Source organism: Micromonospora sp. DT46, from assembly GCF_049841735.1.
Taxonomy (GTDB): Bacteria; Actinomycetota; Actinomycetes; order Mycobacteriales; family Micromonosporaceae; genus Micromonospora; species Micromonospora reichwaldensis.
The window spans coordinates 177,403-200,079 of the sequence record NZ_JBNCKW010000006.1; the positions used below are offsets into that span (position 1 = coordinate 177,403).

The following is a 22,677-nucleotide window of genomic DNA, read 5'->3' on the forward strand; positions in this document are numbered from 1 at the left end:
CCGGTGCGATCGAGAGCCGGCGGGACGTGGTCCGCATCAGCGGCAGGAAGGCCGCTCGGCGTCTCCAGGGTCGAGTCCAGCGATCCGGCGGGAGGGCCGCGCTGGCGTGCTCGACAAGCGCCAGAGTAGCACCGGGTACCGACACGTCAACCCGCCGTGACCGCGCTTCACTGGCTTGGCGGGCCTGATCCGCCTTACGGTTTGGATGTCAGCAGACGCACTCGAAGGACAAGCCGCTACTCGCTGGGGTCGCGATCCAGGCTGCACGGACAGGGGGATGCTGTTGCGTCTCCGCCAAGGTATCCGCCAGAGCGGCGGCGCGTAGCGGCCCGGTGGGAGCAAACCTGAACCCTGTGTCCTGGACGTCAAGGCTGTCAAGGCCAATCAGATCGACCCCATCGTCGAAAGCCAATTCCAAGTCGAGCTGCCATAGTTCGGGCTGCCTGTAGGGGGCGTCATGGTCACCGACATCAGCGATGGCGATCTGCCGGGTGAAGGTCAAGATCAGACGGTTGTCACTCCAGGACCGTCGGCCCCACTGCACGATGAAGCCGTCAGCATCGGAGTCCGGAGTCGGATCGATGCCTTCGATGTCCAGTTGCAGAAACTCAGCGAACGCACTCCATGCCGCCTGCACGTCGGTCACAGAGTCCTGCTCGACGCCATGCCGCCGCAGGATCTGTGCGAACGCGTCAAGGCTGCTCCGCCAAGGGATCTGCATGTGCCCAGCATGCCCCGACGGGAAGCCCGGCTGCCGGCCGGTGTGGGAGGACTTTCCGTACGTCTATCAAGGCGGCCCTGAGCGGGCCGCACGCGCCGCCGCCTGGGCGCGCGTCCGTCGCTCCGCTGACGCTCCGACTCCGGCCACGCAACACGCCCGGCGGCTGGCGCGGACAGCGGAAAGCCCAAGGGGCCGCCGCAGAACGACAGGTTGTTGACCGGTGGGTGGTGGGCCGGCAGCCGACCGGGCCGCGCGGCCACGAGCCCGCGCGGCGCAGCGGAGCGCACGCCGGCCGCGTCGGCGAGCTGGCGACGGTCGCGGGGTTGCGGCTACTGCGCCTCCGGCGGGGGCGCTCCGGCTCCAGGATGGCCGGGGCTCCGTCGGCGGCTCGCGGTCCGTGGGTGGTTGCGGTAGGCCCATCCCGTCTGCCATCGACCCGGGCAAGCCGAGCAGACCACCGCCCGACCCGCCAGCGCCCGAACTTGCGTCAAGGTCCGCTTGACGTGGCGGGCCGGGCGGCGGCCCGCTCCCCACGAGGGCGGGTCGATGGCAGACGGGATGGCAATCGGGTCGTGCTCCGGTGTCACCAGCCTGAGCCATCAGGAATGAGGGCAAAATCGCTCATCAAAGGCAATCTTCGCGTTGCGGTCCTGAACTGTCATGCATGAGACCTGCGCAAGGGGTCACCCGTTGGCTGTCCTGCTACTAAGGTCTGTGCTTCAGGTCGGGCAAGTGGGGGAGGGCCGCCGTGAAGGTGACCACAAACGCGAAGACGATGGCTGAGGTTCTCACCTCCTATTATCTGAGAGTGCCCCGCTTTCAGCGGCCATACGAGTGGCTTGACACCGATATCGAAGACTTCTGGACCGATGTCGTGGGTAGCGACAGGGACTATTTTATCGGGTCAATGGTGGTCTTTCCTTCACAGCACGGAACTCAAGGCCTTGTTGATGGCCAACAGCGCGTAACGACAGTCACGCTACTGATGTCTGCTCTCCGAGACCAGCTCCGGACCCTAGACCTCGAGGACGCGAAAGACGCGGCGGATGGCCTTCACAACCTCATCGAGCGAAGAAGCATCCTTGACAACAAGCAACACTTCGTTCTCCAGACCGACTCCGATAATGCTTTCCTGAGGTGGATCCAGGCTGGCGGCGGTGGACTCGACCCAGAAAAAGTTGAAAGCGAGCGACGGATTCGCGCTGCGAATAGCCGGCTCCGGTCGCTCCTACGCGCATATCTGGGTTCAGGCTCTTCCGTGGAAGTTTTCGGAAAGCTGATCGAGATCCGCGACAAGATACTCAACCTGAGAGTCGTCTTCGTCGAGGTTGATAATGAAGACGATGCCACGATTATTTTCCAGACGCTGAACAGTCGAGGGAGGGATCTCGAGGTTTCAGACCTGGTAAAAAGCCACCTAATGGCAGCCATCGGGGCCGCCAACCCGGGCCACGATATACCTCGTGATAAGTGGCATTCCATCCTGGCTAGCTTCGAGGAGTCGGAGGCCGACCTAACCATTGATCGATTCCTGCTCCATTACTGGTTGTCAGTCCACGACTACGTTAGCGGGAAGGGCCTTTTCAAGCCTGTCAGGCTCCATTTGCAGCGGCCCACATCCACCGAAAGTGCTGAGGTGGCGCAAGAACTGCTTGACGCCTTGGTTGAAGAGGCAAGGCTCTATCGCCAAATCCATGAGCCGGGGTACCGGGGGAGTTGGTTGCTGCACGAGGCGCCGCTGCGCGAATCGCTCCGCGCGATCCAGCTCTTCCGGCTCAGGCAACCTGTGCCGTGGCTCTTGGCTGTCTGGGCCGAATATGACGCGGGGCGTCTCCGTCTGAAGGAGGCCAAGCGCGCAATCGCTGCCATTGAAAACTACCACTTCGTGGCGACCGCTGTCTCCAACCAACCCTCCTCCGGAGGGGTCTCGAAAATGTATGCGGCACACGGAAGGGCGCTGCGGGGAGCAGTGTCTACCGAAGAGCGCAGGCAAGTCATTGAGGACCTAGTCGAAAAGCTTAGCGCGCGGCTACCGAAGTTCGACGAATTCCGAGCGAAGTTCGCCGAGGTTCGTTCCTCGAAGGTGTACTCGCAGCAGAGGCCATTGGCGCAATATATCTTGAGAAAACTGCACCGGAGCCCGGTAACCCCAGACTTCAATCTCCTTACAGTCGAACACCTTGCACCTCAAGGCTCCAACAAGCCTGGGGGCCTTGACGACGCCGATGTCGCTCAACTCGGGAATCTTATCCTCATACCGCAAGACTTGAATGGAAAGCTCGATAGTAAGACCTTCGAGACCAAGAAGCCGGCCCTGATGGAGGCCGTCGCCCGCGGCGTCTGGGTCGACCACGACGTGATTGCCGCCGAGCAATGGGGCGTGAACGAGATCAACCTTCGTACGGAGGCAATGGCGAAGCGCGCCTACTATGAGGTGTGGACTCTCAATAACCCAGTGTAAGGACTGTCATTGAGGATTGAGGCTCAAGCGGGCCCATCCGATGTAGATCGCCAGCGCCTAGTCCTGGCTTGATCCGAGGAATATTGTGGCCAAGGGAATTGTAATTGACTGGGCCGCTGCGGAGCGGCGGTTAATCGAGGCTGTGGAAATCTCTCGGTCTGCACGCCGACTTCCTCAAGAGTGGCTCGATGCTGCCGCGATAATCGGGAGGTCGAAGCGGAAGACAGATTCGGTCGTGCTTGGGTGCGCTTTGCTTGCCAAGGCCTACAGCTCGCAAATCGATCCGTATGTTGTCCGGCACGGCGTGACAGAGCGTGGCTACAAAATGCGTAGCCTAGCGGAGTACGTTCTCGCTCCTTGTGGCGAGAAATACGGGTTTGACATCGGATCAGGCAGCCCTAATCCCTTGAATGGCAACACGTGGATACGCATTAAGACGCTTGCGGACATTACGCCGCCAAGGGAGAAGTCTAGTCTAGAGCGCCTTATTGCTACGGTGCGGGCAGCCGATGCATTAAGCGAGGAAGAGGCTCTCTATGCCTTGGCTGCATGGGTCCGAGAAAGGACGCGCATAGTCGAATCCCGAAGAGCTGTAAAAGTGCAGAGGGTTGGCGTTGAACTCGGCGCGTTTATGCAGGGATGTAGAACTTTTGTTCACGAGCGGCCCGAGCGGGGAGCACGCGGACAAGCGCTAGTGGCAGCGGCTTTTAGCTTGGTTTGGGACAATGTACGAACGGGCAAGATTACCGACCCTAGTCGCCACTGGCCCGGCGACGTCCACGCATTCGAAGATGGCCTAGAGGTGCCGATTATGGCTGCTGAGGTAAAGCAGCGTCCAGCTAAGGCGAGTGAGGCCCGGCAGTTCCTGAATAAATGTCTTGAGGGTGGCATCGACTATGTCGTCTATGCGGCTTTAGATCGAAATCAAGGAGCCCTTGACCTTAATTCTCCAACAGACATCGCAGCTCAGAACGATGCGGTTTTTCGTTGGATTCAAGGCGTAGACGAAGTAGTGCTTACAGCGCTGGCATGGAGCGGGATGCTTCTTGAGGACGCGCTCCGCGAGTTCGCATCGGGTATGGTTCAGCGGCTTGGGGAAGTGGAGCTATCGGACACAACCCAGCTACGTTGGGCGGAGCTAGTTGGCGCAGACGTATTGAGTGGACAATCAGTGCCTCAGATTCGTCGGCCACTTCTGGAGGAGCAGCCGTCGGCGTTGCCGGGACTATAAGTCCTCGCTACACGAGTTCGAGTTGCTGAAAATCGGAACCGTCGCTATCGAGGTAGCCGAGCTGTGCCATGAGGGAATCGACAACAATTCGGCCCAGCTTGACCGGAACGGCGTTACCGAGCTGGCGTTGGATATCGCCTCTGTTCCCTGCCAGTTTAAAGTCATCGGGCATGGTCATGAGCCTAAGCAGTTCGGGGACACGCAGCCTACGTGCCCGTTTTTCGCCGCGCCCGTTATCGACGTTCTCCCAGTGAAATGGCCCGACCCATGGTCCCGGCTGCGCCTGAAGTGTTGTCGACGGACGCGCCGGGTCCAGCCGCAGAAGGAAAGTCCAGTAGCGGCTCCGCCACTTAAACACGTCCCGACCGCCATAGCGCTCCGTGTGCCACAGGTAATTCTGGCCGGGTGGAACCTCGGATGCGAGTTCTCCGAACTCCCCATCCACTACTTCCGCAGGCTCCGATGTGCCCGGAAGGAGGTCGGAAAGAACCTCACCGGCGGTCACGAAGGGAAGTTTCGACGTGTCGAAGACGCGGTCTCTTTCGCTTACCCCGGAATGGGTAGTCTTCGGGAACTTGAAGGACTTCCCGTCGCGGCGGCCCACTACGAAGACCCGGCGGCGGAGCTGGGGAACGCCGTACTCGGCCGCAAGTAGAACTTTGTGCTGTGGGTTATAGCCAAGGTCGGACAGTTGGCCTAGGAGGCGTTGAAATTGTGCTCGGTGCGTCGAGTAGGTCAGGCCTTGAACATTTTCAAGGATAAAAGCCTCTGGACGGGTTTCGCGGACAACCCGTACATACTCGTCAAGGAGGGAGGCGTTGGGGTCCCGGCTGTCGCGCTTCTCTTCGAGCCAGAAGCCGGACTTGCTGAAGGGGGTGCAAGGGGGACCGCCGATGACGAGAGCGGGTTCGCCCTTCGCAAGCTGAGCGACCTCGAGAAGTCTTTGCGCCGACACTTCGCGGATGTCGCGACATAACGTCGGCGTCTCTGGCGAGTTCAGACTTAGGGTCTCCAAAGCAAGTTCGTCGTAGTCCGTAGCCACGGCGACTCGCAACAGGCCGCCCTGCCTATCGAACTTGGCGTTCGCGCCGTGCCCACACTGTTCCACCGCCAGGTCCAAGCCGCCTGCTCCCGAGAATAGGCTGATCACTGGCAGGCGATCGGACATCGGCGTTGCTCCTCACGAAGGCGATGGGGAGACTCTATGACCTTGCCGGAGGTCAGCGGGAGTGGCACGCGGGTCACGGTTGGCTTCATCACGGGTGGGGACGATCTAGGTAGCGGCCGGTAGCTCCACGTTTTCGGAGCGTTCGTGATCGTTGTGGGGAGACCTCCTACGCCCCCTCTCGTGACCTGACGCTGCTTCACTGGAGACTGCTCAGGCCAGAAGCAGACGACAGGTCCCGGGCACGAACGGACCTGCTGCACAAAGGTTGTACTCGCGGCGTCGGGCAGCAGGGAGGCAGCGAGAAGGCAGCAGGAGCCTTGCCCCGGGTCGGTGCCGAACGTCGAGCGACGGTACGCCGTACCTGCATCCCGGCGCGAGCCACTACCCGTCAACAGCAGTCGACAACGCCGGTCCGGATCCCCCCAGCGGGGGTCACTGGTGGCGTGGGGACGGGTCAGCGACCTACGCGGATGCGGTCAGCGGAGTACAGCTCGCGTGAGCCGTCGGCGCGGAAGATCACGATGACCGGGATGCCCTCGCCCATCTCCAGCTCGCGTCGCTCGACGGGTGTGGGCATCCGAGCGGTGGCGGTGTCGCCCTTGAGGAGAGTCACCGTCTCGGTCGGCTCGACGGCACGGACGAACGTGCCGCGCGGTGGTTCCACGATCACGAGCCCTTCCGACCGGAGTAGCGCTACCGCCTGTCGGACGCTCGTGCGGCTCAGCCCGTACTCCTGAGCCAACCGCAGCTCGCTGGGCAGCGATGCCCCGGGCGCGAGGTCGCCAGACGTGATCCGGTCTCGCAGGAGGTCCGCGAGCTGCCGGAACACGGCACGATCCGCGCTGGGGTCGATCACGAACTTGACGCTATGTGTCCAACAGCTCTACATCTTGTTGTATCTACAGTCCTACGTCGTCACAGTAACGTGAGCTGCGGCGTTGCGCCGAGGGCCCGCCCCGACGTGCTGTCCGCGATGTTGACCGACACCCAAGGAGAGACCTGGTGCCTCGTGTCTCGTACGAGGAGTACTTGGTAGCCGCCGCGCTCACCCTGGCCAGGCGGCACCGGCCGGTCTGGTCATGGCGACGATGGCGGAAGGTCTGCCGATGCGGAGGCGAGCTGCCCTGCCGCACCAGACATCGGATCCCGATCAACAGAGGCCACTGGCCGTCAGACCTCGAACGAAGAGGTGCCCCGGCATCGAATTGGCGGGCAGCGCGGAAGACGCCGCAATGACGACGCACCTCCCGGTCACCCCCGCCTGGACCTGCGGCGGATGCGGTGCCGACTGGCCCTGCCAGACCCGAAGGCGCGAGCTGCGAGCCGAGTACGACAACGCCCCCGTGTCGCTGGCCGTCTACCTGGCCGCCCAGCTCGTCGACGCCGCCCGGGACCTGGCCCATGTCCCCGCCGGCAACCTGCACCACCGCTTCCTCGGGTGGACCCGATGAGCATCCTGCGAGCCGGTGACGAGAAGTTCCACTACAGCGACGGCTCCCACAAGTGGATCCCGCCAGACCCCGACTACGACCAGGAGGTCTGGGACGAGCAGGTCCGCCAGCACAAGGAGGGCCACCTGAGGAACGAGCAGCCCAAGGTCCGTATCCAGCGCCTCGTCTGACGCCAGCAGTACAGCAGCGAAGTACAGCAACCGTGTCAGCCGAACCCGGCCGAGAAGCACGCCAGCAGGCCGGATGACCTCGAACGGCACCCGATCCAACCGGCTCGCCGGCAATCCATAGGTTCAGGGTTCGAGTCCCTGGCGGCCCACTCCTCCGCAGGTCAGCGGCCCCGACTGGGGCCGCTTTCGCCGTGATCGGGACCGATACAGCAGCACCCGTGGATCCCCCGCCAGGTCGACCAGGGACGAAACGCAGGCCCACCCGAGGTACAGTTTTCTGTACCTACCACCGGAGGTGGTCATGCGGACCGTGAACTTCACCCAACTACGGCAGAACCTGGCCGCCGAACTCGACAGCGTCATCAACGACGCGGAGGAAGTGGTGGTGACCCGGTCGGGCCACGAACCGGTGGTCATCGTGCCGCTTGCGGAGTACGAGGCGATGAAGGAGACCGAGTACCTCCTTCGCAACCCGGCCAACGCCGCAGCCCTGCGCCGCTCGATCGCGGAGCTTGAGGAGGGTGACGCGGTCGAGCGGGACCTGGTCGACCCGGCCACCGTGCGGGACGTCGCGTGAGGCTGGTCTTCACCGCGACGGCCTGGAACCAGTACCTCAGCCACACCGACCGCAAGTTGGTCAAGCGCATCAACGACCTCATCGTGGACGTGATGCGCAACGGATATGAGGGCATCGGCAAGCCGGAGCCCCTGCGGGGAGAGCTGTCCGGCTTCTGGTCCCGCCGGATCGATCGCGAACACCGGCTGGTCTATCGGATCACCAAGGACGCCGTCGAGATCATCGCCTGCCGCTACCACTACGGCGACAGGTAGCGGACCGGACTGGAAGCGCGTGCATCTGACCACGAAGACGAGCGTCTGCGCAGTGAGCGGACGCTTTGTCAGTAGGGGAACACCGAGATCGGCGATGTTGCCGGTGTCAGGGAGTCACCACACCCCGGCTGGACATGCCGGACCGAGCTTCGCACCACACGCCCACCGGGCGGCATGTTCAGCCCGCCGCCCCGACGGCCCGTCGCAGACAATCCGCAGCGGCTGATATTTGTCCTGGATCAGCAGTGGATGTGCACGTGCAGTAGCATCGCGTCGGGTGGTAGCTCCATCAGATAGAGGTCCGTGAAGTGCAGGTATTCACGGCGAAGTCGTAGGTTGTCAAGCTGGCCAGCAAGGCCCGGTGCGCTGCTGCCCATTAGATCGGGGGCGAGCCACTCACCCGAGAGCGTCAGCAGGCCGTCGGTCGCCAGCGCTTCGCGAGCACGCAAAGCCATAAAATCGACCCGAGCCAGGCCGAACGAGACGACGGGATCGTCACCCCAGTTACCGATCCGCTGAAACGGCGCGGTGGTAAAGCCGTATCTGTTCGCCACGGCCGCGAGGAGCGGCTGCGAGTGATAGGCCTGCCATGCCTCGCGCCCGAAGTAGTCGTGGGGTTCCGCCGAACTCTCAACGAAGTGGATGAGAGGGCGCGCCGGTGGAAAGGCGGCCGCCATCTGCTGCCACTCGTCCCACTCCCGACCGGCCGCCTCGGCGGCCGCAGTGCGGACAGCCCTGAGATCGAGCAGCGCTCGCGGCCCACCGTCGCAAAAACCCGGGCCCGTGTCCTTGGACGAGTCGCCGCGCACCAGCCGCGGATCGTTCTCATACCCTCGAACGACGGGGATCCCCGCGGGCGAACAGATCCGGTAGCGGTCCCACCGCCCACCCCACTCATCGTCCGGGTACTGCGGGGCATCCCGGTCGTACGGCCGCATCGCCGCGGCCAGAGCGACGTCGATCTCGCGGCGGTCCACGGGATCGAGACACACCGTAATGATCTCCCAAGCCATGCTGCTTCCCCTACGCCTGAGAACCCGCCGCCGGGCAGGTGGCGTCATCGTTCGACGTCCTGGGTGGGTCTGTCAAACGAACGGTGTAACTCGGGTTGTTGAGGGTTACTTGCGGCCTGCGGTCAGGCGGCCTTCGAAGACCATATCGAAGGCGTTCAGGGCGGGTTTCCAGCGCATGGTCCACCGCCGGCGGCCCTGCCCGGTCGGGTCGAGGCTCATCACGGCGAGATAGACGCACTTGAGGGCGGCGCCCTCGTTGGGGAAGTGGCCGCGGGCCCGGACGGCTCGGCGGATCCGGGCGTTGACGGACTCGATGGCGTTGGTGGAGCAGATGACGGTGCGGATCTCGGCGTCAAAGGCCAGGAACGGCACGAACTCCGCCCACGCCTGCTCCCACAACCGGATGATGGCCGGATACTTTGTGCCCCACGCCTGCGTGAACTCGGCGAAGCGTTCGCGGGCGGAGGCTTCGGTCGCCGCCGTGTAGACCGGCTTGAGGGCCTTGGCGATGGCGTCCCAGTGCTGCCGTCCGGCGTAGCGGAACGACGCCCGCAGCAAGGGGATGATGCAGGTCTGCACGACTGCTTCGGGCCAGGTCTGCCCGATCGCGTCCGGTAGACCCTTGAGTCCGTCGCAGACCACCATGCACGCGTCCGCGACGCCACGGTTCTTCAGCTCGGTGAGGACGCTGAGCCAGAACTTCGCGCCCTCACCGCCGTCACCGGCCCAGAGCCCGAGGATGTCCCGGTTGCCGTCGACCGTGACGGCCAGGGCCACGTAGATCGGCCTGTTCGCGACCTTCCCATCGCGGATCTTCACGTGCACCGCGTCGAGGAAGATCACCGGGTAGACCGGGTCGAGGGGCCGGTTCTGCCACTCGGTCATCCCGTCAACGACCCTGTCGGTGATCGTGGAGATCGTCTGCCGGGACACGTCCGCGCCATACACCTCGGCCAGGTGGGCCTGGATCTCCCCGGTCGTCAATCCCTTGGCCGACAGCGAGATCACCATGTCCTCGACCCCAGACAACCGGCGCTGACGCTTACGCACGATCTGCGGCTCGAACGTGCCGTCGCGGTCGCGGGGCACCTCGATCTGCACCGGACCGACCTCGGTCAGCACCGTCTTGCCCCGCACCCCGTTGCGGGAGTTCCCACCGTTGTTCCCGGCTGGGTCGCCCTTGTCATAGCCCAGGTGGTCGGTGATCTCACCGTCGAGAGCGGCTTCCAGGACCCGCTTGGTCAGCTGCTGCAGCAGCCCGCCCTCGCCGGTGAGCTGCAGACCCGCCGCACGGGCCTGTTCCACCACCTGGGCGACGAGCTGATCGTCGACACCGTCTCCTGCCGGCCGCGCCGGTCCACGCTTCGCCACCTGGCCAGTATCGACCTCGGTGACCACGACATCCGTCATCAGGTGCTGCTCCTTGATCAGGAGTTACACCGTTCGTTTTACAGTCCCTCCTGGGTTGATCATTGAACACGCCGCCGACCCTACTGGTCGTGACAGCGGCGGCAGCCGCCAGCTATGCCGTTACGCAACGGGTACGAGCCTCCGGCGCACTCAATGTCGGGCTCCACTTGATGCGTTACGGATCGCTGTCACTTGATCCGTGACACGTCCGGCTAGACGATCTTGGTTGTTCGCTGTCTCAGGCTACTGCTGTTCAGTCCCAGAAGTTAAACAGCAGCTCGCCGACTGTGGTCGGTTTCCAGTAGTTGATCTGGTCGTGTTCATGCCGGCTGAGGGCGTTCAGGTCGACCTGTGACAGTGCGGTCTGCAACTGCTCGGCGGTGAGGGCCTGGGCGTCGGTCAGGGTGGTGAGGGCGGCGGCGAGGTCGGGGTGGTCGACGAACGTCACCATGACGTCGCCGTTGACGTGGGGGCGGGCGAAGGCGATGAACGGCAGGGTGGTGTGCCGCAGCACCGCGATGTGGTCATGGGCGTCAGCGATGTCGACCGTGTGGAAGTTCGGTGTGACGCCGGCGGGGGTGACGTCGGTGACGGTGGCGTCGATGGCTCGGGCGGCGTGGTGGCAGACGGCGGTGAAGGCCCTGAGGTCCGCTTGGGCGCCGGGTGGCGGGTTGAAGCCGGTGGCTCCGGGCGGCAGCTTCATGGTTGGGCTCCGTGGTCGTCGCGGTCGGTGCAGGCTATCCGACGTTGTCGTGGAGGCTCGGGCTTGCGGACCTCGCAACGGGCGATGGGCTTGGTGGTCTTCGACGGTGAGGGTTCGACCGGCGTGGCCGATGCCGACGTGGATTTTCTGGCCGGCGATGACGAGGATGCCGTGGCTGCTGACGCGTCGTTTCGACGCGTTGTGGTTCGGCCCAGCCGTGCGACCAGCTGACCGGCGGCGGTCGCAAGCGAGAGGTAGCGCTCAGCGGAAGGCTGGGCAGCGAGGAGGCAGCGGATCTATCGGCAACATTCGGCGAAGCACCACGGCAGGCGGTGCGGCAACCGTGCTCGACGGTACGAGACGCCAGCGGATGACACACCCCGGTGGGCCCATACCCGCGTTCACACCGAAGAGGTCATTGGTTCGATCCTGAGGAGGTGCGGGCAACCGTACGCCCGCTGAAGACCAGTGCGGCTGCCGCGATAAAGGCAGGCATAAAGGACACTACTAGCCCAGTCTTACCCAGTTCGACCCATGCTGGATACATTTGACCGAATGCGGCCGGAAGTGCTTCATCAATCTCTGTTGGTTCGTCAGATAGCCATAGCCTCCCCCCGGAACCGCAACAGCAAAGCACGCTAAGCAGGCTCGTCGCGAGGGCGACTACTCTCGCACTCTGTTGACCCGTCCTAACCCACAACGCGACGCCAACCAATGCAGGCGCGAAGAAGAGTGAATACCACAGGGGTGAGCCGAGCTTCGAAATGGAAGTAGGACGCCTTGAGTGCGACCGAACTGCTGTCTACTGGGACGCCGGAACGACCCGCTGCGTCGTTTACGGCATCTTTGATGCCCCTTGGGCATATATGGCGGAAATCGCCGCGAGTATTAGCAACGATGCCTGAAGAACCAACAATGCGCTTGCGATGTTGACTCCCAGCGGGAGACGCCGAGGCGGCAGCCCGCCAGCTGAGTTCGTGCTAGTTGGAACCACGAGGTGATGCTAGATGGCAATCGATGCCGAACACTTGCCAGGGTGATGTGCAGTGATCGACCGAAACCGTGACGGCGGCCTGCCACGGCGTACCACTAACCCATCAGGTCGGCCGTCCCTGCCATGGGGCACTGTGTGCAGTTCAAGGCACCTTCCAAACTGACGGTGCTCGCCCAGTCGGCTAGCGCTCCTCTAGGTAGCGGCGAGCAAGCCGTCTGATGATGGCCTCGCCGTCGGCGGCGGGCAAGTAGCTGGCTTCTTGATGTGACTCGCTGTTCTCCCACTCGGAGATGTCTGCTGGGTCGTCACCTCGGGGTCAAGGAGTCGACGACGGGGGTGGCCGTCGGTGGCCAGCGCCGACCCCCGGAGCCGGGTCCGTGCGGGGCGAGGTTGGGTCAACTGCGCCACTGTGGCGGTGTCCGCCGGGGGCGCGGTCCGTGATACGAGAGCCGACTCAGTCGGCTTCGGCAGCGTCCGTACGTGCGTCAAGGTCCGCTTGATGTGGCGGGCCGGGCGGCGGCCTACTCCCGAGGCGGCGGGTCGACGGCAGACAGTGCTGTGGTTCTACGGAGATAGGATCGGCGGGCATGCGACAACGTTCGAAGGTTCGGCTGTCGGTGGGTGCCGGTGCAGCTAGGAAGGCCAGGGCGTTCGGGTTCAGTTTGCCGTTTATCGTCGTGGGAGGGTTCCTGCTCTGGGTGCCCTTTGACCTGATCTTTGAGTCGCTTACGGAGAGCCCGATCGACGTGTGGGGCTCGCTTCTACCTCACCTGTTCGTCTCTGCATGGTTCTTCTTGGGGGCCTACATCGTAGGAGCGGTCAGCTTGGCAATGGTCGCTGTGATTTCGTATGGAGCGTGGCTGGACGGGACGTTGCTCGGTGAGCGCCTGTGGCTCCGGACGCGGTGGGTGGACCTGTCTACGGCGAATATCGACACGGAGGATGACCCAAGGCGAGGCGTCATGTCGCTGCTGGTCGCTACTCCGAACCCGGAATTCCAGGTGAAACTGCCCGTACGAGGAGTGAACAGCCTGCCACCGGAGGAGTTGGTCGCGTTGGCCGACGCTATAACCGGCACAAGGGTGCGTCAGGGCTCGGACGACGCAGCCTTCGTAATCGCAGACCGTCTACGAAGTCTAGCGTCCTGATTCTTTGATGATGGTGCCGGCTGGGTGACTAGCCGAGTGGCGATCGGGGCGGACGCCATTGGACACGCACGGACGATGGCGGACCGCGCCCCCAGGTCAAGGACTAGGGAACAGCAGCTCACGTGGCGGTGCTGGTTGCCTGGGGGCATGGAGTCAGCCACACGCCCTGAGGGTTGCCCGCCCATGCTCTACTGGCCCGATGCGTAGGCGACGCCGTTTGTACCTGCTCTTGGCGGCAGTCGGTGCACTGATGGCCGTCACTGCACTCGCCATGACCTTGGCGTATGTGCCCGAACGAAGCTGGCCCTTGTCTGCTCCAACCTTGTGCGCGGTCGGTGGTGCGTTGACGGGAGCCGGCATCCGGGGTGCCAGGAGGCGCCGGCGCCCCGAGCATCAACTGCCAGCTTCCGGGGCACACACAGGGCACAAGACAGCGTGGAACGTCGGCAAGTAGCGACCAATGCCGTGGGCGCGAGATGGGGCGTGGCCAGTGTGCCGGTCAGGCTAGCGCAGGTCACGGAAGGCTTCATCTGAATTCCGCTTCAACGTCTGCCGGTGGGTCCGGGTCAAACCGACCTCGTCCGACTCATCACGGCATGCCCGCGTATCGGAGTGGAAGCGGAGGTCGGGGCCGGCGCCACACGACATAGGTCAGAATGGCGAAGGTGATCAGAAGCACCACCGCGATGAGGACCATGACCCACTCGGATTGATCGCCAACCTCGCGCACTCTCAGGCAAGGGTCGCTCTTGGTGTAGTGGACACGGATGCGCTGACCGGCACTCACAGCCCGGTTGGCATCGACCGTAACGCGAAGGCTTGATTCACACATCTCGCCACGGTTTGTGGTGAACTGGACTGTCAGGAATGTTCTCGTCCCGTGATGTTCGACGTCCAGCACGTCGGCCTCTGCCTCTGATCCCCGGCGTTCGTCTGCGGCTGACCATGTGCCGAGCACTGTAAGCGCAATCGCAAAGACGAGACCGAACATGGAGAACACCCGCAGAAAGGTTCGGCTTGGCCGTCGACGGTCCATGGCCGGACTCTAGAACCGGTCAGCAACGAGGCTGGTGCAGTCAATGGAGTCATAACCGCCTACCGGCTGCCCAGGCTTGGCTGTGGGCCGTCACCGGGCCGTCGGTGCCGTCACCAGGTCGTCAAACGTCGAACAGGAATGACCAACGACGACCGGGATCGCCCGAAGAAACGGCAGATCAGCCGCGATGTGCTTGCGGCTGACCTGGTGGGCGGCGAACGAGTCGACCTGTACGCCGGACTCTGCTAGACCGACGGTTCATGGAAGTAGACCGTGGCCGACCACCAGTCACCGTCGGCGTTGACCTCGTTGTGCAATACGACGTCCTGGACCTCGGTGCCGGGCCGTTGTTCGATGCTGTCTGCGATTCGGCGTAGCAGCGCCGGGACGCTGTCCTGGCCGGGGCCGGCTGGGTTGCCCTGCGAGAAGTGCTTGATGGTCCACGATTCCGGTTCAGACGACATGACGGCAGTCTGCCAGCGGTTCGAACGCGGCCGTCTGCACCGTGGGGCGCCCCAGGGCACGAGTCAGTGCCCTGCATCCGCATTACACCGGAGCAGTCAGCCTTGTTGCTGTCGACAGCAACGGTGACAGCAACAGGGCTAAACGGTGAGAGCCGAAGCGAGCCGGCGACGGATCAACGCCCGACGTCAGAGACGTGCGCGGACGGGCCGGACTGAGTGCGCAGAGCAGCCAAGGACATGCCTTACCCGCCCCAGACACCACCGACCCCACCGGCGCCGCTGCCGGGGCTACCGTCACTCGGGTTGCGGTGTTCGTCAAGGCGCCTGCGGGCTTCAGTCGACGCCTGCCGGTTACGAACCTGGCCGTCGATGTCGAGTGAGGCCTTCTGGGAACGGCGCCACAGCCAGACCGCTGCAACGACCACCAACGCGATGATGAGAATCATGAGCCAACGCATGTCGGCCTCCGTCTATTGATCGACCATAAGCCCGATTGACAGTCCGTGAGCCTGCCGCTGCTCTCAGTATGCGCAGGTCCGGTCAAGCGAACGGCTTGTGACCGCTCTCCGCGACGAGGCTCGCACTGGGTTGGACGTACGGCTGCCGACAGCAACGACCCTGAACGGCGACGGGCAAACGAGCCCATGCAGAGACGCCACCTTATGGGTGGACGGGTGCGAATGAGCATGGAGCCCGAGCAACGCCCCAGCCTCACGCGCAGCCCGTGGTCACCCGCGGCCTATGCCCGGCTGTCCGCCACTACGGCCTGACGATTCCAGGTGTGCCCGCTCGCTGCGGGAACGGCGTTGCGCAGCCCCCGGCCTGGACGGTTAGGCTGCTGCCATGACCAGCTCGCCCGCGTACCCGATGACGTCCCCCGACGTCCAGGTCGGCGCGCTGCGACGCCGGCGGTCCCACGACCGCCTGCGCTGAGTCTTCTTCTCCTGCGACCGGCGGATCGAGCCGCCGGTCATCGTCGATCGTCCTCGGTCCGCCCGCATCCCCATCCGGTGATCCGCGCGACGGATCCGAGCGAGATCGGCGTACCCATGGACCTTGAGAAACTGCTGGCCGACCGGCTGGCGCCGGCGTTCGCGACGGTGGCCGGCGGGCCGGTGGATCCGGTCGTGCGGCGCTCCCAGCGCGCGGACTTCCAGTCCGACGCGGCGCTGGCGCTGGCCCGGCGGCTCGGCCGGCCGCCGCGCGCGATCGCCGCCGAGGTGCTGGACCTCGCGGAGCTGGCCGATCTGTGCAGCGCGGCGGAGGTCTCCGGGCCGGGCTTCCTCAACCTGACCGTCGCCGACGAAGCCCTGGGTGGGCTGGTCTCCGCGCTGGCCACCGACCCGCGGCTCGGGGTGCCGGTGGCCGTCGAACCGGAGACGGTGGTGGTCGACTACTCGGCGCCGAACGTGGCGAAGGAGATGCACGTCGGGCACCTGCGGTCGACGGTGATCGGCGACGCGGCCGCCCGGCTGCTGGAGTGGCTGGGGCACCGGGTGCTGCGGGCCAACCACCTGGGTGACTGGGGCACACCGTTCGGCATGCTGATCGAGCACCTGGTCGACCTGGGCGGGGCCGAGGCGGCGCGCGAGCTGTCCATGGGTGACCTGGACTCGTTCTACAAGGCGGCCCGGGTCACGTTCGACGCGGATGAGGCGTTCCGGGAGCGGTCCCGGCGGCGGGTGGTGGCCCTGCAGAGCGGCGATCCGGCGACGCTGCGGCTGTGGCGGCTGCTGGTGGAGCAGTCCGAGCGGTACTTCATGACCGTCTACGACCTGCTCGACGTGACCCTCACCGAGCGGGACTTCCACGGTGAGAGCAGCTACAACGACCTGCTCGGACCGGTGGCCGAGGAGCTGGACCGCCTGGGGCTGCTGCGGGAGAGCGAGGGTGCGGCCTGCATGTTTCCGCCCGGCTCGGTGGGCCGGGACGGCGAGCCGCTGCCGCTGATCGTCCGCAAGTCCGACGGCGGGTACGGCTACCCGGCGACCGACCTGGCGGCGATCCGGCACCGGATCGGCACGCTGGCCGCGACCCGGTTGCTCTACGTGGTCGGCCTGCCGCAGCGGCGGCACTTCGAGATGGTGTACGCCGCAGCCACGCAGGCCGGCTGGCTGGCCCCGCCGGCCCGGGCCGAGCACGTCGGGTTCGGCTCGATCCTCGGGCCGGACGGGCGGATGCTGCGCAGCCGGGCCGGCGGCTCGGTGAAGCTGGTAGGGCTGCTGGAGGAGGCGATCGTCCGAGCTACGGCGCTGGCCCGGGAGCGGAACCCGGACCTGGGCGAGGTGGAGGCGGCCGAGGTGGGCCGGGCGGTCGGCATCGGCGCGATCAAGTACGCCGACCTGTCCAGCGACCGGCACAAGGACTACGTGCTCGACTGGGAGCGGATGCTGTCGCTGGACGGCAACACCGCGCCCTACCTCCAGTACGCGTACTCGCGGATCCGGTCGATCTTCCGGCGGGCCGGGGTGGCGGCCCGGCCGGAGGCGGCGATCTCGCTGGCCGATCCGGCCGAACGGGCGCTCGCCTTCGAGCTGGTCGGCTTCGGGACGGTGGTCGGCGAGGTGGCGGACAGCCTGGAGTTCCACCACCTGACCGGATACCTGTACCGGCTGGCCGTCGCGTTCAGCGCGTTCTACGAGCGCTGCCCGGTGCTACGCGCCGACGGGCCGGTCCGGGAGAGCCGGCTGGCGCTATGCGACGTGACCGCCCGGGTGCTCCGGCAGGGGTTGTACCTGCTCGGCATCAGGGCTCCCGAACGCATGTGATCGGAACTGGGTGGCCGCATCTCTCGGGCGAACCCACTCGACCTCGAAGCCGCCGTGTTCGCGAGGCAGAGCCAGCGATTCGCGTCCCGGTCCGGCAACCGTCATGCGTCGGCCCGTAGCGTGATCACCTCGCGGTCGTGCTGGTCGTGCTGGTCGTGCTGGTCGGGCTGGCCGCAGGAGCAGGTGCCGCCTACGCAGCCGGTGGCGTGGCGGCGTTGGGTGGCCCACCACCAGGACAGGCCGGCGAGCACGGCCAGGGCGACGGCGGCGCCGGGAAGGAAGCGGTTGACCGCGGCCCAGCCGGCACCACCGAGGATCCCGGCGGCGAGCAGGAGCGGCAGCACGCAGCAGGCAGCGCAGGCGGCTCCCGCGAGTCCCGTCATTCCGGAGGGGAGTAGGCGGCGGAGCCGGTCAGCAGGTGTCGGCACGATCGGTCCTCTCGACCAGTCCAGCGAAGGGCAGGGGGCAGCAGGAGCTTCCGGCGCAGGCGACCAGGTCGTCGCAGCCGGCTGAGATGGCGGCCCGCAGGGTGTCACGGATGATGGTGAGGTCAGCGAGCTTCTGCTCCACCTCGATGAGCTTCTCCCTGGCCCGTGCCTGGAGGCCGCTGTCGGGTCGACGGTCGTGCTGGTGCCGGCCGGCGTCGAGCAGGTCGGCAACCTCGTTGAGGGTGAAGCCGAGGCGTTGCGCGGTCTTGATGACCCGCAGCAGGGTGACTGACTCGGCCGGGTAGAGCCGGTGCCCGCCTGGCGACCGCCGTGGTGAGGCGAGCAGGCCCCGGCGCTCGTAGTAGCGCAGCGTCTGCTGGTTGACCCCGGCCGCGTCGGCCAGTTGGCCGCTGCGCAGTCCCGACCCGGTCATCCCTGATCCCGAACGGATACCGCCCGGTCGGCGAGGGCATCGAGCACGTCGACGTGTGCGGCCGGTACCCGGACGTCCAACGCCAGCGCATCCGGGCCGGAGCGGGAGAGGTCGAAGGCGAAGAACGAGCAGCAGGACGACTCACGGGCCGTCAGGTCCCGGGCCGTCTCCTCGACCTGCGCAGAGCCGTCGAGCTGCAACCGCAGATGCTGTGCCGACGGCCGGTCGACGCCCCGTACGGCGGCGGCGAAGAACTGGTCGAACTCAGCGACTCGCAGTGGCCGTTCGGCCGTCGGCAGGGTGCAGGAATCCGGCGCCCAGGCGCCGTCCGTCGTGGTCTGGTGGTCACTCATACCCCGACGGTAAGCCTGTACCCAGGTACCGGATGCAAGCCCTGACGGTTGTCCCGGGCGGTCTGCAGGCCCGTAACAACGCAGCAGTTCAGAGGGTGATGACCACCTTCGCCCGCGCGTGTTCACCTTCGAGGTAGCGGACGGCCTGGGGCACCTCGCGCAGCGGATAGGTCCGGTCGATGACCGGGGTGAGGCGGCCGGCCTCGGCGTGGGCGCGGAGCGTGTCGAGGTGTTGCCGGCTGGGCGTCGCGGTGAGGGTGACGATGCGCTGGCGGACGAGGGGCGCCAGCAGCCGTCCGCGCGCGAGGAGCCAGACCGGCCCGACGAGGCTGCCGCCGCCGTACACGCCGCCGCCGGAGAGCACCAGCGTCCCGGTGGGGGTCAGCGCCCGCCGGAGCGCGGTGAGTGAGCGGTTGCCGACCAGGTCGAACACGACGTCGTGACGGCGGTCGCCGCGGGTGAAGTCGTCGCGGGTGTAGTCGACGACGTGGTCGGCGCCGAGGGAGCGGACCAGGTCGACGTTGCGGGTGCTGCACACTGCGGTCACGGTCGCGCCGAGCGCCTTGGCCAGTTGGACGGCCAGGGTGCCGACGCCGCCGGAGGCGCCGTTGACGAGGACGCGGTGGCCGGGCTCGACCCGCCCGACGTCGCGCAGCCCCATGAGCGCGGTGACCCCGGCCAGCGGCAGCGCGGCGGCCTGCTGCGGGGTCAGGTTCGCCGGCTTCGGCGCGACCAGGGTCGCGGGCACGCACACGTACTCGGCGAACGCGCCGTTGGCGTCGCCGAGGTCGCCGAAGACGGCGTCGCCCGGGCGCACCTGTCGGACGTGGCTGCCGACGGCCTCGACCCGGCCGGCGAAGTCGCGGCCCCGGATGCGCGCGCGGGGCCGCGTCCGGCCCATCGCCAACCGCGCCATCCGCGGATCGCCACGCATGGCATGCCAGTCGTACGCGTTGAGCGCGGCGGCCTCGACCCGCACGAGCACCTCGTCGGGGGCGGGCACCGGCACGTCGACGTCCGCGAGCGTGAGCGTCTCCGGCGGGCCGTACCGGTCCTGGACTATCGCCTTCATCTTTCGCCCTCCCTCAAGGTGTACGGCGTACACCCAAATGTAGGTGTACGGCGTACACCGGTCAAGGCGGTTATGGTTTCAACCGCCGCCAGAAGACGAGGACCGAGATGGCTGAGCAGGCTGAGACGCTGCGCCGGGCGCCGCTGAGCAGGGACCGGATCCTGCACGCCGCCGTCGCGCTCGCCGACGAGGCCGGCATCGAGTCCCTCAGCATGCGCAACCTCGCCCAGGATCTGGGCGTCGTGCCGATGGCCCTCTACAAGCACGTGGCCAACAAGGACGAACTGCTCGACGGCATGATCGACGTCGTCGTCGGCGAGATCGACCCGCCGGTGCCCGATGCCGACTGGAAGCACGCGGTCCGCAGCCGCATCCTCTCGGCGCGGCAGGTGCTGCGGCGCCACCCCTGGGCGCCGCTCGCGATCGAGTCGCGGAACATGGCGACGCCGGCCGTCCTCGCGTACCTCGACTCGATGGTCGGGACCCTCCGGGCCGGCGGGTTCTCCGCCGACCTCGCCCACCACGTGATGCACGCGATGGGCAGCCGGATCCTGGGCTTCAGTCAGGAGCTGTTCGACGCCTCCCGGCGCGCCGGCCGCTCCGGCACGGCCAGCTCAGAACCACCGCAGGCCTTCCCGCCGGAGGTCGCGGCCCGGTTCCCGCACCTCGCGGAGATCTCCACGGCAGCCCTGTCCCACGACGACGCGTCGGTCGTGGGACAGGGCTGCGACGACCAGTTCGAGTTCGAGTTCGCGCTGGACCTGCTGCTGGACGGCATCGAACGGCTCCGACAGCAGAACTGGACGTCGCCGCGATCGGTTGTCCGATGACCACGCCGTAGCGGCACCCGGTGTTGTTCGCCCCACGGCGGCAATCCCACGCCCGGACTGGGTAAGCCGGAAGGCGAGCCGCCTCGTCGCAGCCGGACCGGACCGAAGGGAAGAGCCTGATGCGTGGTGTCGTCCTGCACGCCCCCCGCGACGTACGGGTGGAGGAGCGCGAGGATCCGCGGATCCTACTCCCGACCGACGCGATCATCCGCCTGTCCGCCACCTGCGTCTGCGGTTCGGACCTGTGGCCGTATCGCGGCATCGAGACGGTCCACGGGCCGTCCCCGATGGGCCACGAGTACGTCGGCGTCGTCCAGGAGGTCGGCGGCGAGGTCAGGGAGATCAAGCCCGGCCAGTTCGTCGTCGGCTCCTTCTTCGCCTCCGACAACACCTGCCCCATCTGCCGCGCGGGCTACCAGTCCTCGTGCGTCCATCGGGAGCCGGTGGGCGGGCTGGGTTCCCAGGCGGAGTACCTGCGGGTACCGCTGGCCGACGGCACCCTGGTCGCCACGCCCGACCTCCCTCCCGACGACCTGGTCCCGGCCCTGCTCGCGGCCTCCGACGTGCTCGGCACCGGCTGGTTCGGCGCGGTGGCCGCCGAGGCGGGCCCGGGCAAGACCGTCGCGGTCGTCGGCGACGGTGCGGTGGGTCTGCTCGCCGTGCTGGCGGCCCGGCAGCTCGGCGCGGAACGCGTCATCGCGGTCAGCCGGCACGAGCCCCGCCAGAAGCTGGCGACCCACTACGGCGCCACCGACATCGTCACCGAGCGCGGCGACGACGGCGTGGCCCGGATCAAGGACCTGACCGACGGCCTCGGCGCGCACTCGGTCATCGAGGCGGTCGGCACCCAGGAGTCGATGTTGCAGGCCATCCGCTCCACCCGGGCGGGAGGTCACGTCGGCTACGTCGGCGTGGCCCACGGCGTCGAACTGCCCGGCGAGGAGCTGTTCTTCTCCCACGTGCACCTGCACGGCGGCCCCGCCCCGGTGCGTCGCTTCCTGCCCGAGCTGATCGACCTGATCTACAAGCGTGAGATCGACCCCGGCCGGGTCTTCGACCTCACCCTCCCCCTCGACCAGGCCGCCGAGGGGTACCGGGCCATGGACGAGCGCCGGGCCATCAAGGTCCTGCTCAATCCCTGAGCAACTGGACCGGTGGGCCGTTCCGCGCCGGAACGGCCCACCGCGTGGGGCCGACCGCTCAGGGGGTGTACGGCGCGTCCGTGTGGCTGATCTCGACGAGCCGGCTGCCGCTGAGTTCGTAGACGGCCGTACGCCGCACGGCGACCTCCGCCGAGGACGCGTCCTCGGGGCGGGTCAGGTAGACCACCGTCGCCCGGCGCGACGTGATCGAGACCGACTCGACAGGCGTACGGTCGCCGATGTCGACCATGGTGACGTAGACGGGCTTACCGTCGATGTTGCCGTACATCACGATCTGCCAGAACTTGCCGGTCCCGCCGCCGTCCATCAGCACCGGGACCACCGCGTCGGCCGCGTCGTCGCCGGTCAGGTCGCCGACGGCGCACGGCTGTTGCATGTGGACGACCGTGCCGTCCTCCCCGGACCACATGCCGTCGACCAGCGGGATCGGATCCGGGTAGCCGTTGTACCGCTCGGATCCGTTACCGAGCACGGCGGTCTTGAGCTGCGCGCAGGTGAGCGCCTTGAGCGTGGCGGGCGCTCCGGACGTGTCGGGTACGGCCGAGGGCGCCGGCTTGTCCGGGTCCGCTGTCTCGTCGTTCACGCTGACGGTGCTGCCTGTCGGCTGCGCCGAGGCGGCCGGGTCCAGGTCGTCCGCCGGCGTGTTGATCGTGACGCATCCGCTCAGCGCCGCCACCAGGGCGAGTGCCGCGACGGGCAGCAGGGTCCTACGCATTGATCTTCCCTCTCCTTGTGTGGCCCGGAGCGTAGTGCGCCCCCGCCACGGCCGGCCGCCAGCGGATGGCAGACCGTCCCCAGTGGAGCGAGGAGGGCCATCCTGACGGAGAAG

General features: G+C 66.4%; 24 protein-coding genes. 11 read left to right on the plus strand and 13 right to left on the minus strand.

The window, feature by feature from the left end; genetic code table 11:
* Positions 1–208: 208 nt before the first annotated feature.
* On the minus strand, positions 209–721 hold the full coding sequence (locus ACLQ20_RS17940) for a hypothetical protein (RefSeq protein WP_425856685.1): 513 nt from the start codon (positions 719–721) through the stop codon (positions 209–211).
* A 748-nt stretch (positions 722–1,469) separates the two neighbouring features.
* On the opposite strand from ACLQ20_RS17940, the gene ACLQ20_RS17945 reads away from it, so the two are divergent.
* Positions 1,470–3,182: a DUF262 domain-containing protein gene (locus ACLQ20_RS17945; protein WP_425856687.1), complete on the plus strand. Its 1,713-nt coding sequence runs from the start codon at positions 1,470–1,472 to the stop codon at positions 3,180–3,182.
* An 85-nt stretch (positions 3,183–3,267) separates the two neighbouring features.
* Positions 3,268–4,413, plus strand: coding sequence for a restriction endonuclease, SacI family (locus ACLQ20_RS17950; protein ID WP_425856690.1), 1,146 nt, complete (start codon positions 3,268–3,270; stop codon positions 4,411–4,413).
* A gap of 7 nt (positions 4,414–4,420) precedes the next feature.
* Here ACLQ20_RS17950 and ACLQ20_RS17955 read toward each other — a convergent pair whose 3' ends face one another.
* Both ACLQ20_RS17955 and ACLQ20_RS17960 read right to left on the minus strand, forming a co-directional pair.
* Positions 4,421–5,581 (minus strand): DNA cytosine methyltransferase, encoded by a 1,161-nt coding sequence (locus tag ACLQ20_RS17955; RefSeq protein WP_425856693.1) that lies wholly within the window; start codon positions 5,579–5,581, stop codon positions 4,421–4,423.
* A gap of 454 nt (positions 5,582–6,035) precedes the next feature.
* Entirely contained in the window at positions 6,036–6,437 is a 402-nt protein-coding gene (locus ACLQ20_RS17960; protein WP_425856696.1) for a GntR family transcriptional regulator, read from the minus strand.
* 376 nt (positions 6,438–6,813) lie between these two features.
* Here ACLQ20_RS17960 and ACLQ20_RS17965 point away from each other — a divergent pair, with 376 nt between their 5' ends.
* The 4 genes from ACLQ20_RS17965 to ACLQ20_RS17980 all read left to right on the plus strand — a co-directional run bounded on the left by ACLQ20_RS17965 (position 6,814) and on the right by ACLQ20_RS17980 (position 8,033).
* Complete coding sequence (locus ACLQ20_RS17965) at positions 6,814–7,032, plus strand: flavin reductase (protein WP_425856699.1); 219 nt, start codon at positions 6,814–6,816, stop codon at positions 7,030–7,032.
* Positions 7,029–7,202 carry a hypothetical protein gene (locus ACLQ20_RS17970; protein WP_425856702.1) on the plus strand — a complete coding sequence of 58 codons (174 nt, stop codon included), beginning with the start codon at positions 7,029–7,031 and terminating at the stop codon, positions 7,200–7,202. The genes ACLQ20_RS17965 and ACLQ20_RS17970 overlap by 4 nt, the downstream gene beginning before the upstream one ends.
* A 301-nt stretch (positions 7,203–7,503) precedes the next feature.
* Positions 7,504–7,779 carry a type II toxin-antitoxin system Phd/YefM family antitoxin gene (locus ACLQ20_RS17975; RefSeq protein ID WP_358114360.1) on the plus strand — a complete coding sequence of 92 codons (276 nt, stop codon included), beginning with the start codon at positions 7,504–7,506 and terminating at the stop codon, positions 7,777–7,779.
* Entirely contained in the window at positions 7,776–8,033 is a 258-nt protein-coding gene (locus tag ACLQ20_RS17980) for a Txe/YoeB family addiction module toxin (protein ID WP_358114357.1), read from the plus strand. The genes ACLQ20_RS17975 and ACLQ20_RS17980 overlap by 4 nt, the downstream gene beginning before the upstream one ends.
* 239 nt (positions 8,034–8,272) lie before the next feature.
* Here ACLQ20_RS17980 and ACLQ20_RS17985 read toward each other — a convergent pair whose 3' ends face one another.
* From ACLQ20_RS17985 to ACLQ20_RS17995, 3 genes are all read right to left on the minus strand, one after another.
* Positions 8,273–9,046 carry a hypothetical protein gene (locus tag ACLQ20_RS17985; protein WP_358114354.1) on the minus strand — a complete coding sequence of 258 codons (774 nt, stop codon included), beginning with the start codon at positions 9,044–9,046 and terminating at the stop codon, positions 8,273–8,275.
* A 105-nt stretch (positions 9,047–9,151) separates the two neighbouring features.
* Positions 9,152–10,456 (minus strand): IS256 family transposase, encoded by a 1,305-nt coding sequence (locus ACLQ20_RS17990; RefSeq protein WP_425856707.1) that lies wholly within the window; start codon positions 10,454–10,456, stop codon positions 9,152–9,154.
* Between the two features lie 253 nt (positions 10,457–10,709).
* A complete protein-coding gene (locus ACLQ20_RS17995; RefSeq protein WP_358114348.1) occupies positions 10,710–11,159 on the minus strand; it encodes a hypothetical protein in 450 nt (149 codons plus the stop codon).
* A gap of 84 nt (positions 11,160–11,243) precedes the next feature.
* Between ACLQ20_RS17995 and ACLQ20_RS18000 the strand changes: the two genes are divergently transcribed.
* Positions 11,244–11,390, plus strand: coding sequence for a hypothetical protein (locus ACLQ20_RS18000; RefSeq protein ID WP_358114345.1), 147 nt, complete (start codon positions 11,244–11,246; stop codon positions 11,388–11,390).
* Between the two features lie 1,350 nt (positions 11,391–12,740).
* Positions 12,741–13,301, plus strand: a complete 561-nt coding sequence (locus tag ACLQ20_RS18005; RefSeq protein ID WP_358114342.1) for a hypothetical protein — start codon at positions 12,741–12,743, stop codon at positions 13,299–13,301.
* Positions 13,302–13,890: 589 nt separating this feature from the next.
* Here ACLQ20_RS18005 and ACLQ20_RS18010 read toward each other — a convergent pair.
* Entirely contained in the window at positions 13,891–14,301 is a 411-nt protein-coding gene (locus ACLQ20_RS18010) for a DUF3592 domain-containing protein (RefSeq protein WP_358114336.1), read from the minus strand.
* A gap of 281 nt (positions 14,302–14,582) precedes the next feature.
* Entirely contained in the window at positions 14,583–14,801 is a 219-nt protein-coding gene (locus ACLQ20_RS18015; protein ID WP_358114333.1) for a hypothetical protein, read from the minus strand.
* Positions 14,802–15,850: 1,049 nt separating this feature from the next.
* Between ACLQ20_RS18015 and argS the strand changes: the two genes are divergently transcribed.
* Positions 15,851–17,569 carry an arginine--tRNA ligase gene (gene argS, locus ACLQ20_RS18020; protein WP_425856711.1) on the plus strand — a complete coding sequence of 573 codons (1,719 nt, stop codon included), beginning with the start codon at positions 15,851–15,853 and terminating at the stop codon, positions 17,567–17,569.
* Positions 17,570–17,670: 101 nt separating this feature from the next.
* Here the strand turns inward: argS and ACLQ20_RS18025 are convergent, their stop codons facing one another.
* The 4 genes from ACLQ20_RS18025 to ACLQ20_RS18040 all read right to left on the minus strand — a co-directional run bounded on the left by ACLQ20_RS18025 (position 17,671) and on the right by ACLQ20_RS18040 (position 19,855).
* Positions 17,671–17,952 (minus strand): hypothetical protein, encoded by a 282-nt coding sequence (locus tag ACLQ20_RS18025; RefSeq protein WP_425856713.1) that lies wholly within the window; start codon positions 17,950–17,952, stop codon positions 17,671–17,673.
* Between the two features lie 28 nt (positions 17,953–17,980).
* The gene (locus tag ACLQ20_RS18030; RefSeq protein WP_151452560.1) at positions 17,981–18,430 is read right to left on the minus strand and encodes a MerR family transcriptional regulator; all 450 of its coding nucleotides are present in this window, start codon (positions 18,428–18,430) and stop codon (positions 17,981–17,983) included.
* A complete protein-coding gene (locus ACLQ20_RS18035; protein ID WP_425856715.1) occupies positions 18,427–18,783 on the minus strand; it encodes a hypothetical protein in 357 nt (118 codons plus the stop codon). Before ACLQ20_RS18035 ends, ACLQ20_RS18030 begins: the two co-directional genes overlap by 4 nt.
* A gap of 88 nt (positions 18,784–18,871) precedes the next feature.
* A complete protein-coding gene (locus tag ACLQ20_RS18040; RefSeq protein ID WP_358114326.1) occupies positions 18,872–19,855 on the minus strand; it encodes an NAD(P)-dependent alcohol dehydrogenase in 984 nt (327 codons plus the stop codon).
* 107 nt (positions 19,856–19,962) lie between these two features.
* Here ACLQ20_RS18040 and ACLQ20_RS18045 point away from each other — a divergent pair, with 107 nt between their 5' ends.
* Complete coding sequence (locus ACLQ20_RS18045; protein WP_425856718.1) at positions 19,963–20,685, plus strand: TetR/AcrR family transcriptional regulator; 723 nt, start codon at positions 19,963–19,965, stop codon at positions 20,683–20,685.
* A 119-nt stretch (positions 20,686–20,804) separates the two neighbouring features.
* Complete coding sequence (locus ACLQ20_RS18050; protein ID WP_151452556.1) at positions 20,805–21,827, plus strand: zinc-dependent alcohol dehydrogenase family protein; 1,023 nt, start codon at positions 20,805–20,807, stop codon at positions 21,825–21,827.
* Between the two features lie 58 nt (positions 21,828–21,885).
* Here the strand turns inward: ACLQ20_RS18050 and ACLQ20_RS18055 are convergent, their stop codons facing one another.
* Positions 21,886–22,563: a hypothetical protein gene (locus ACLQ20_RS18055; RefSeq protein WP_327030188.1), complete on the minus strand. Its 678-nt coding sequence runs from the start codon at positions 22,561–22,563 to the stop codon at positions 21,886–21,888.
* Between the last annotated feature and the right edge of the window lie 114 nt (positions 22,564–22,677).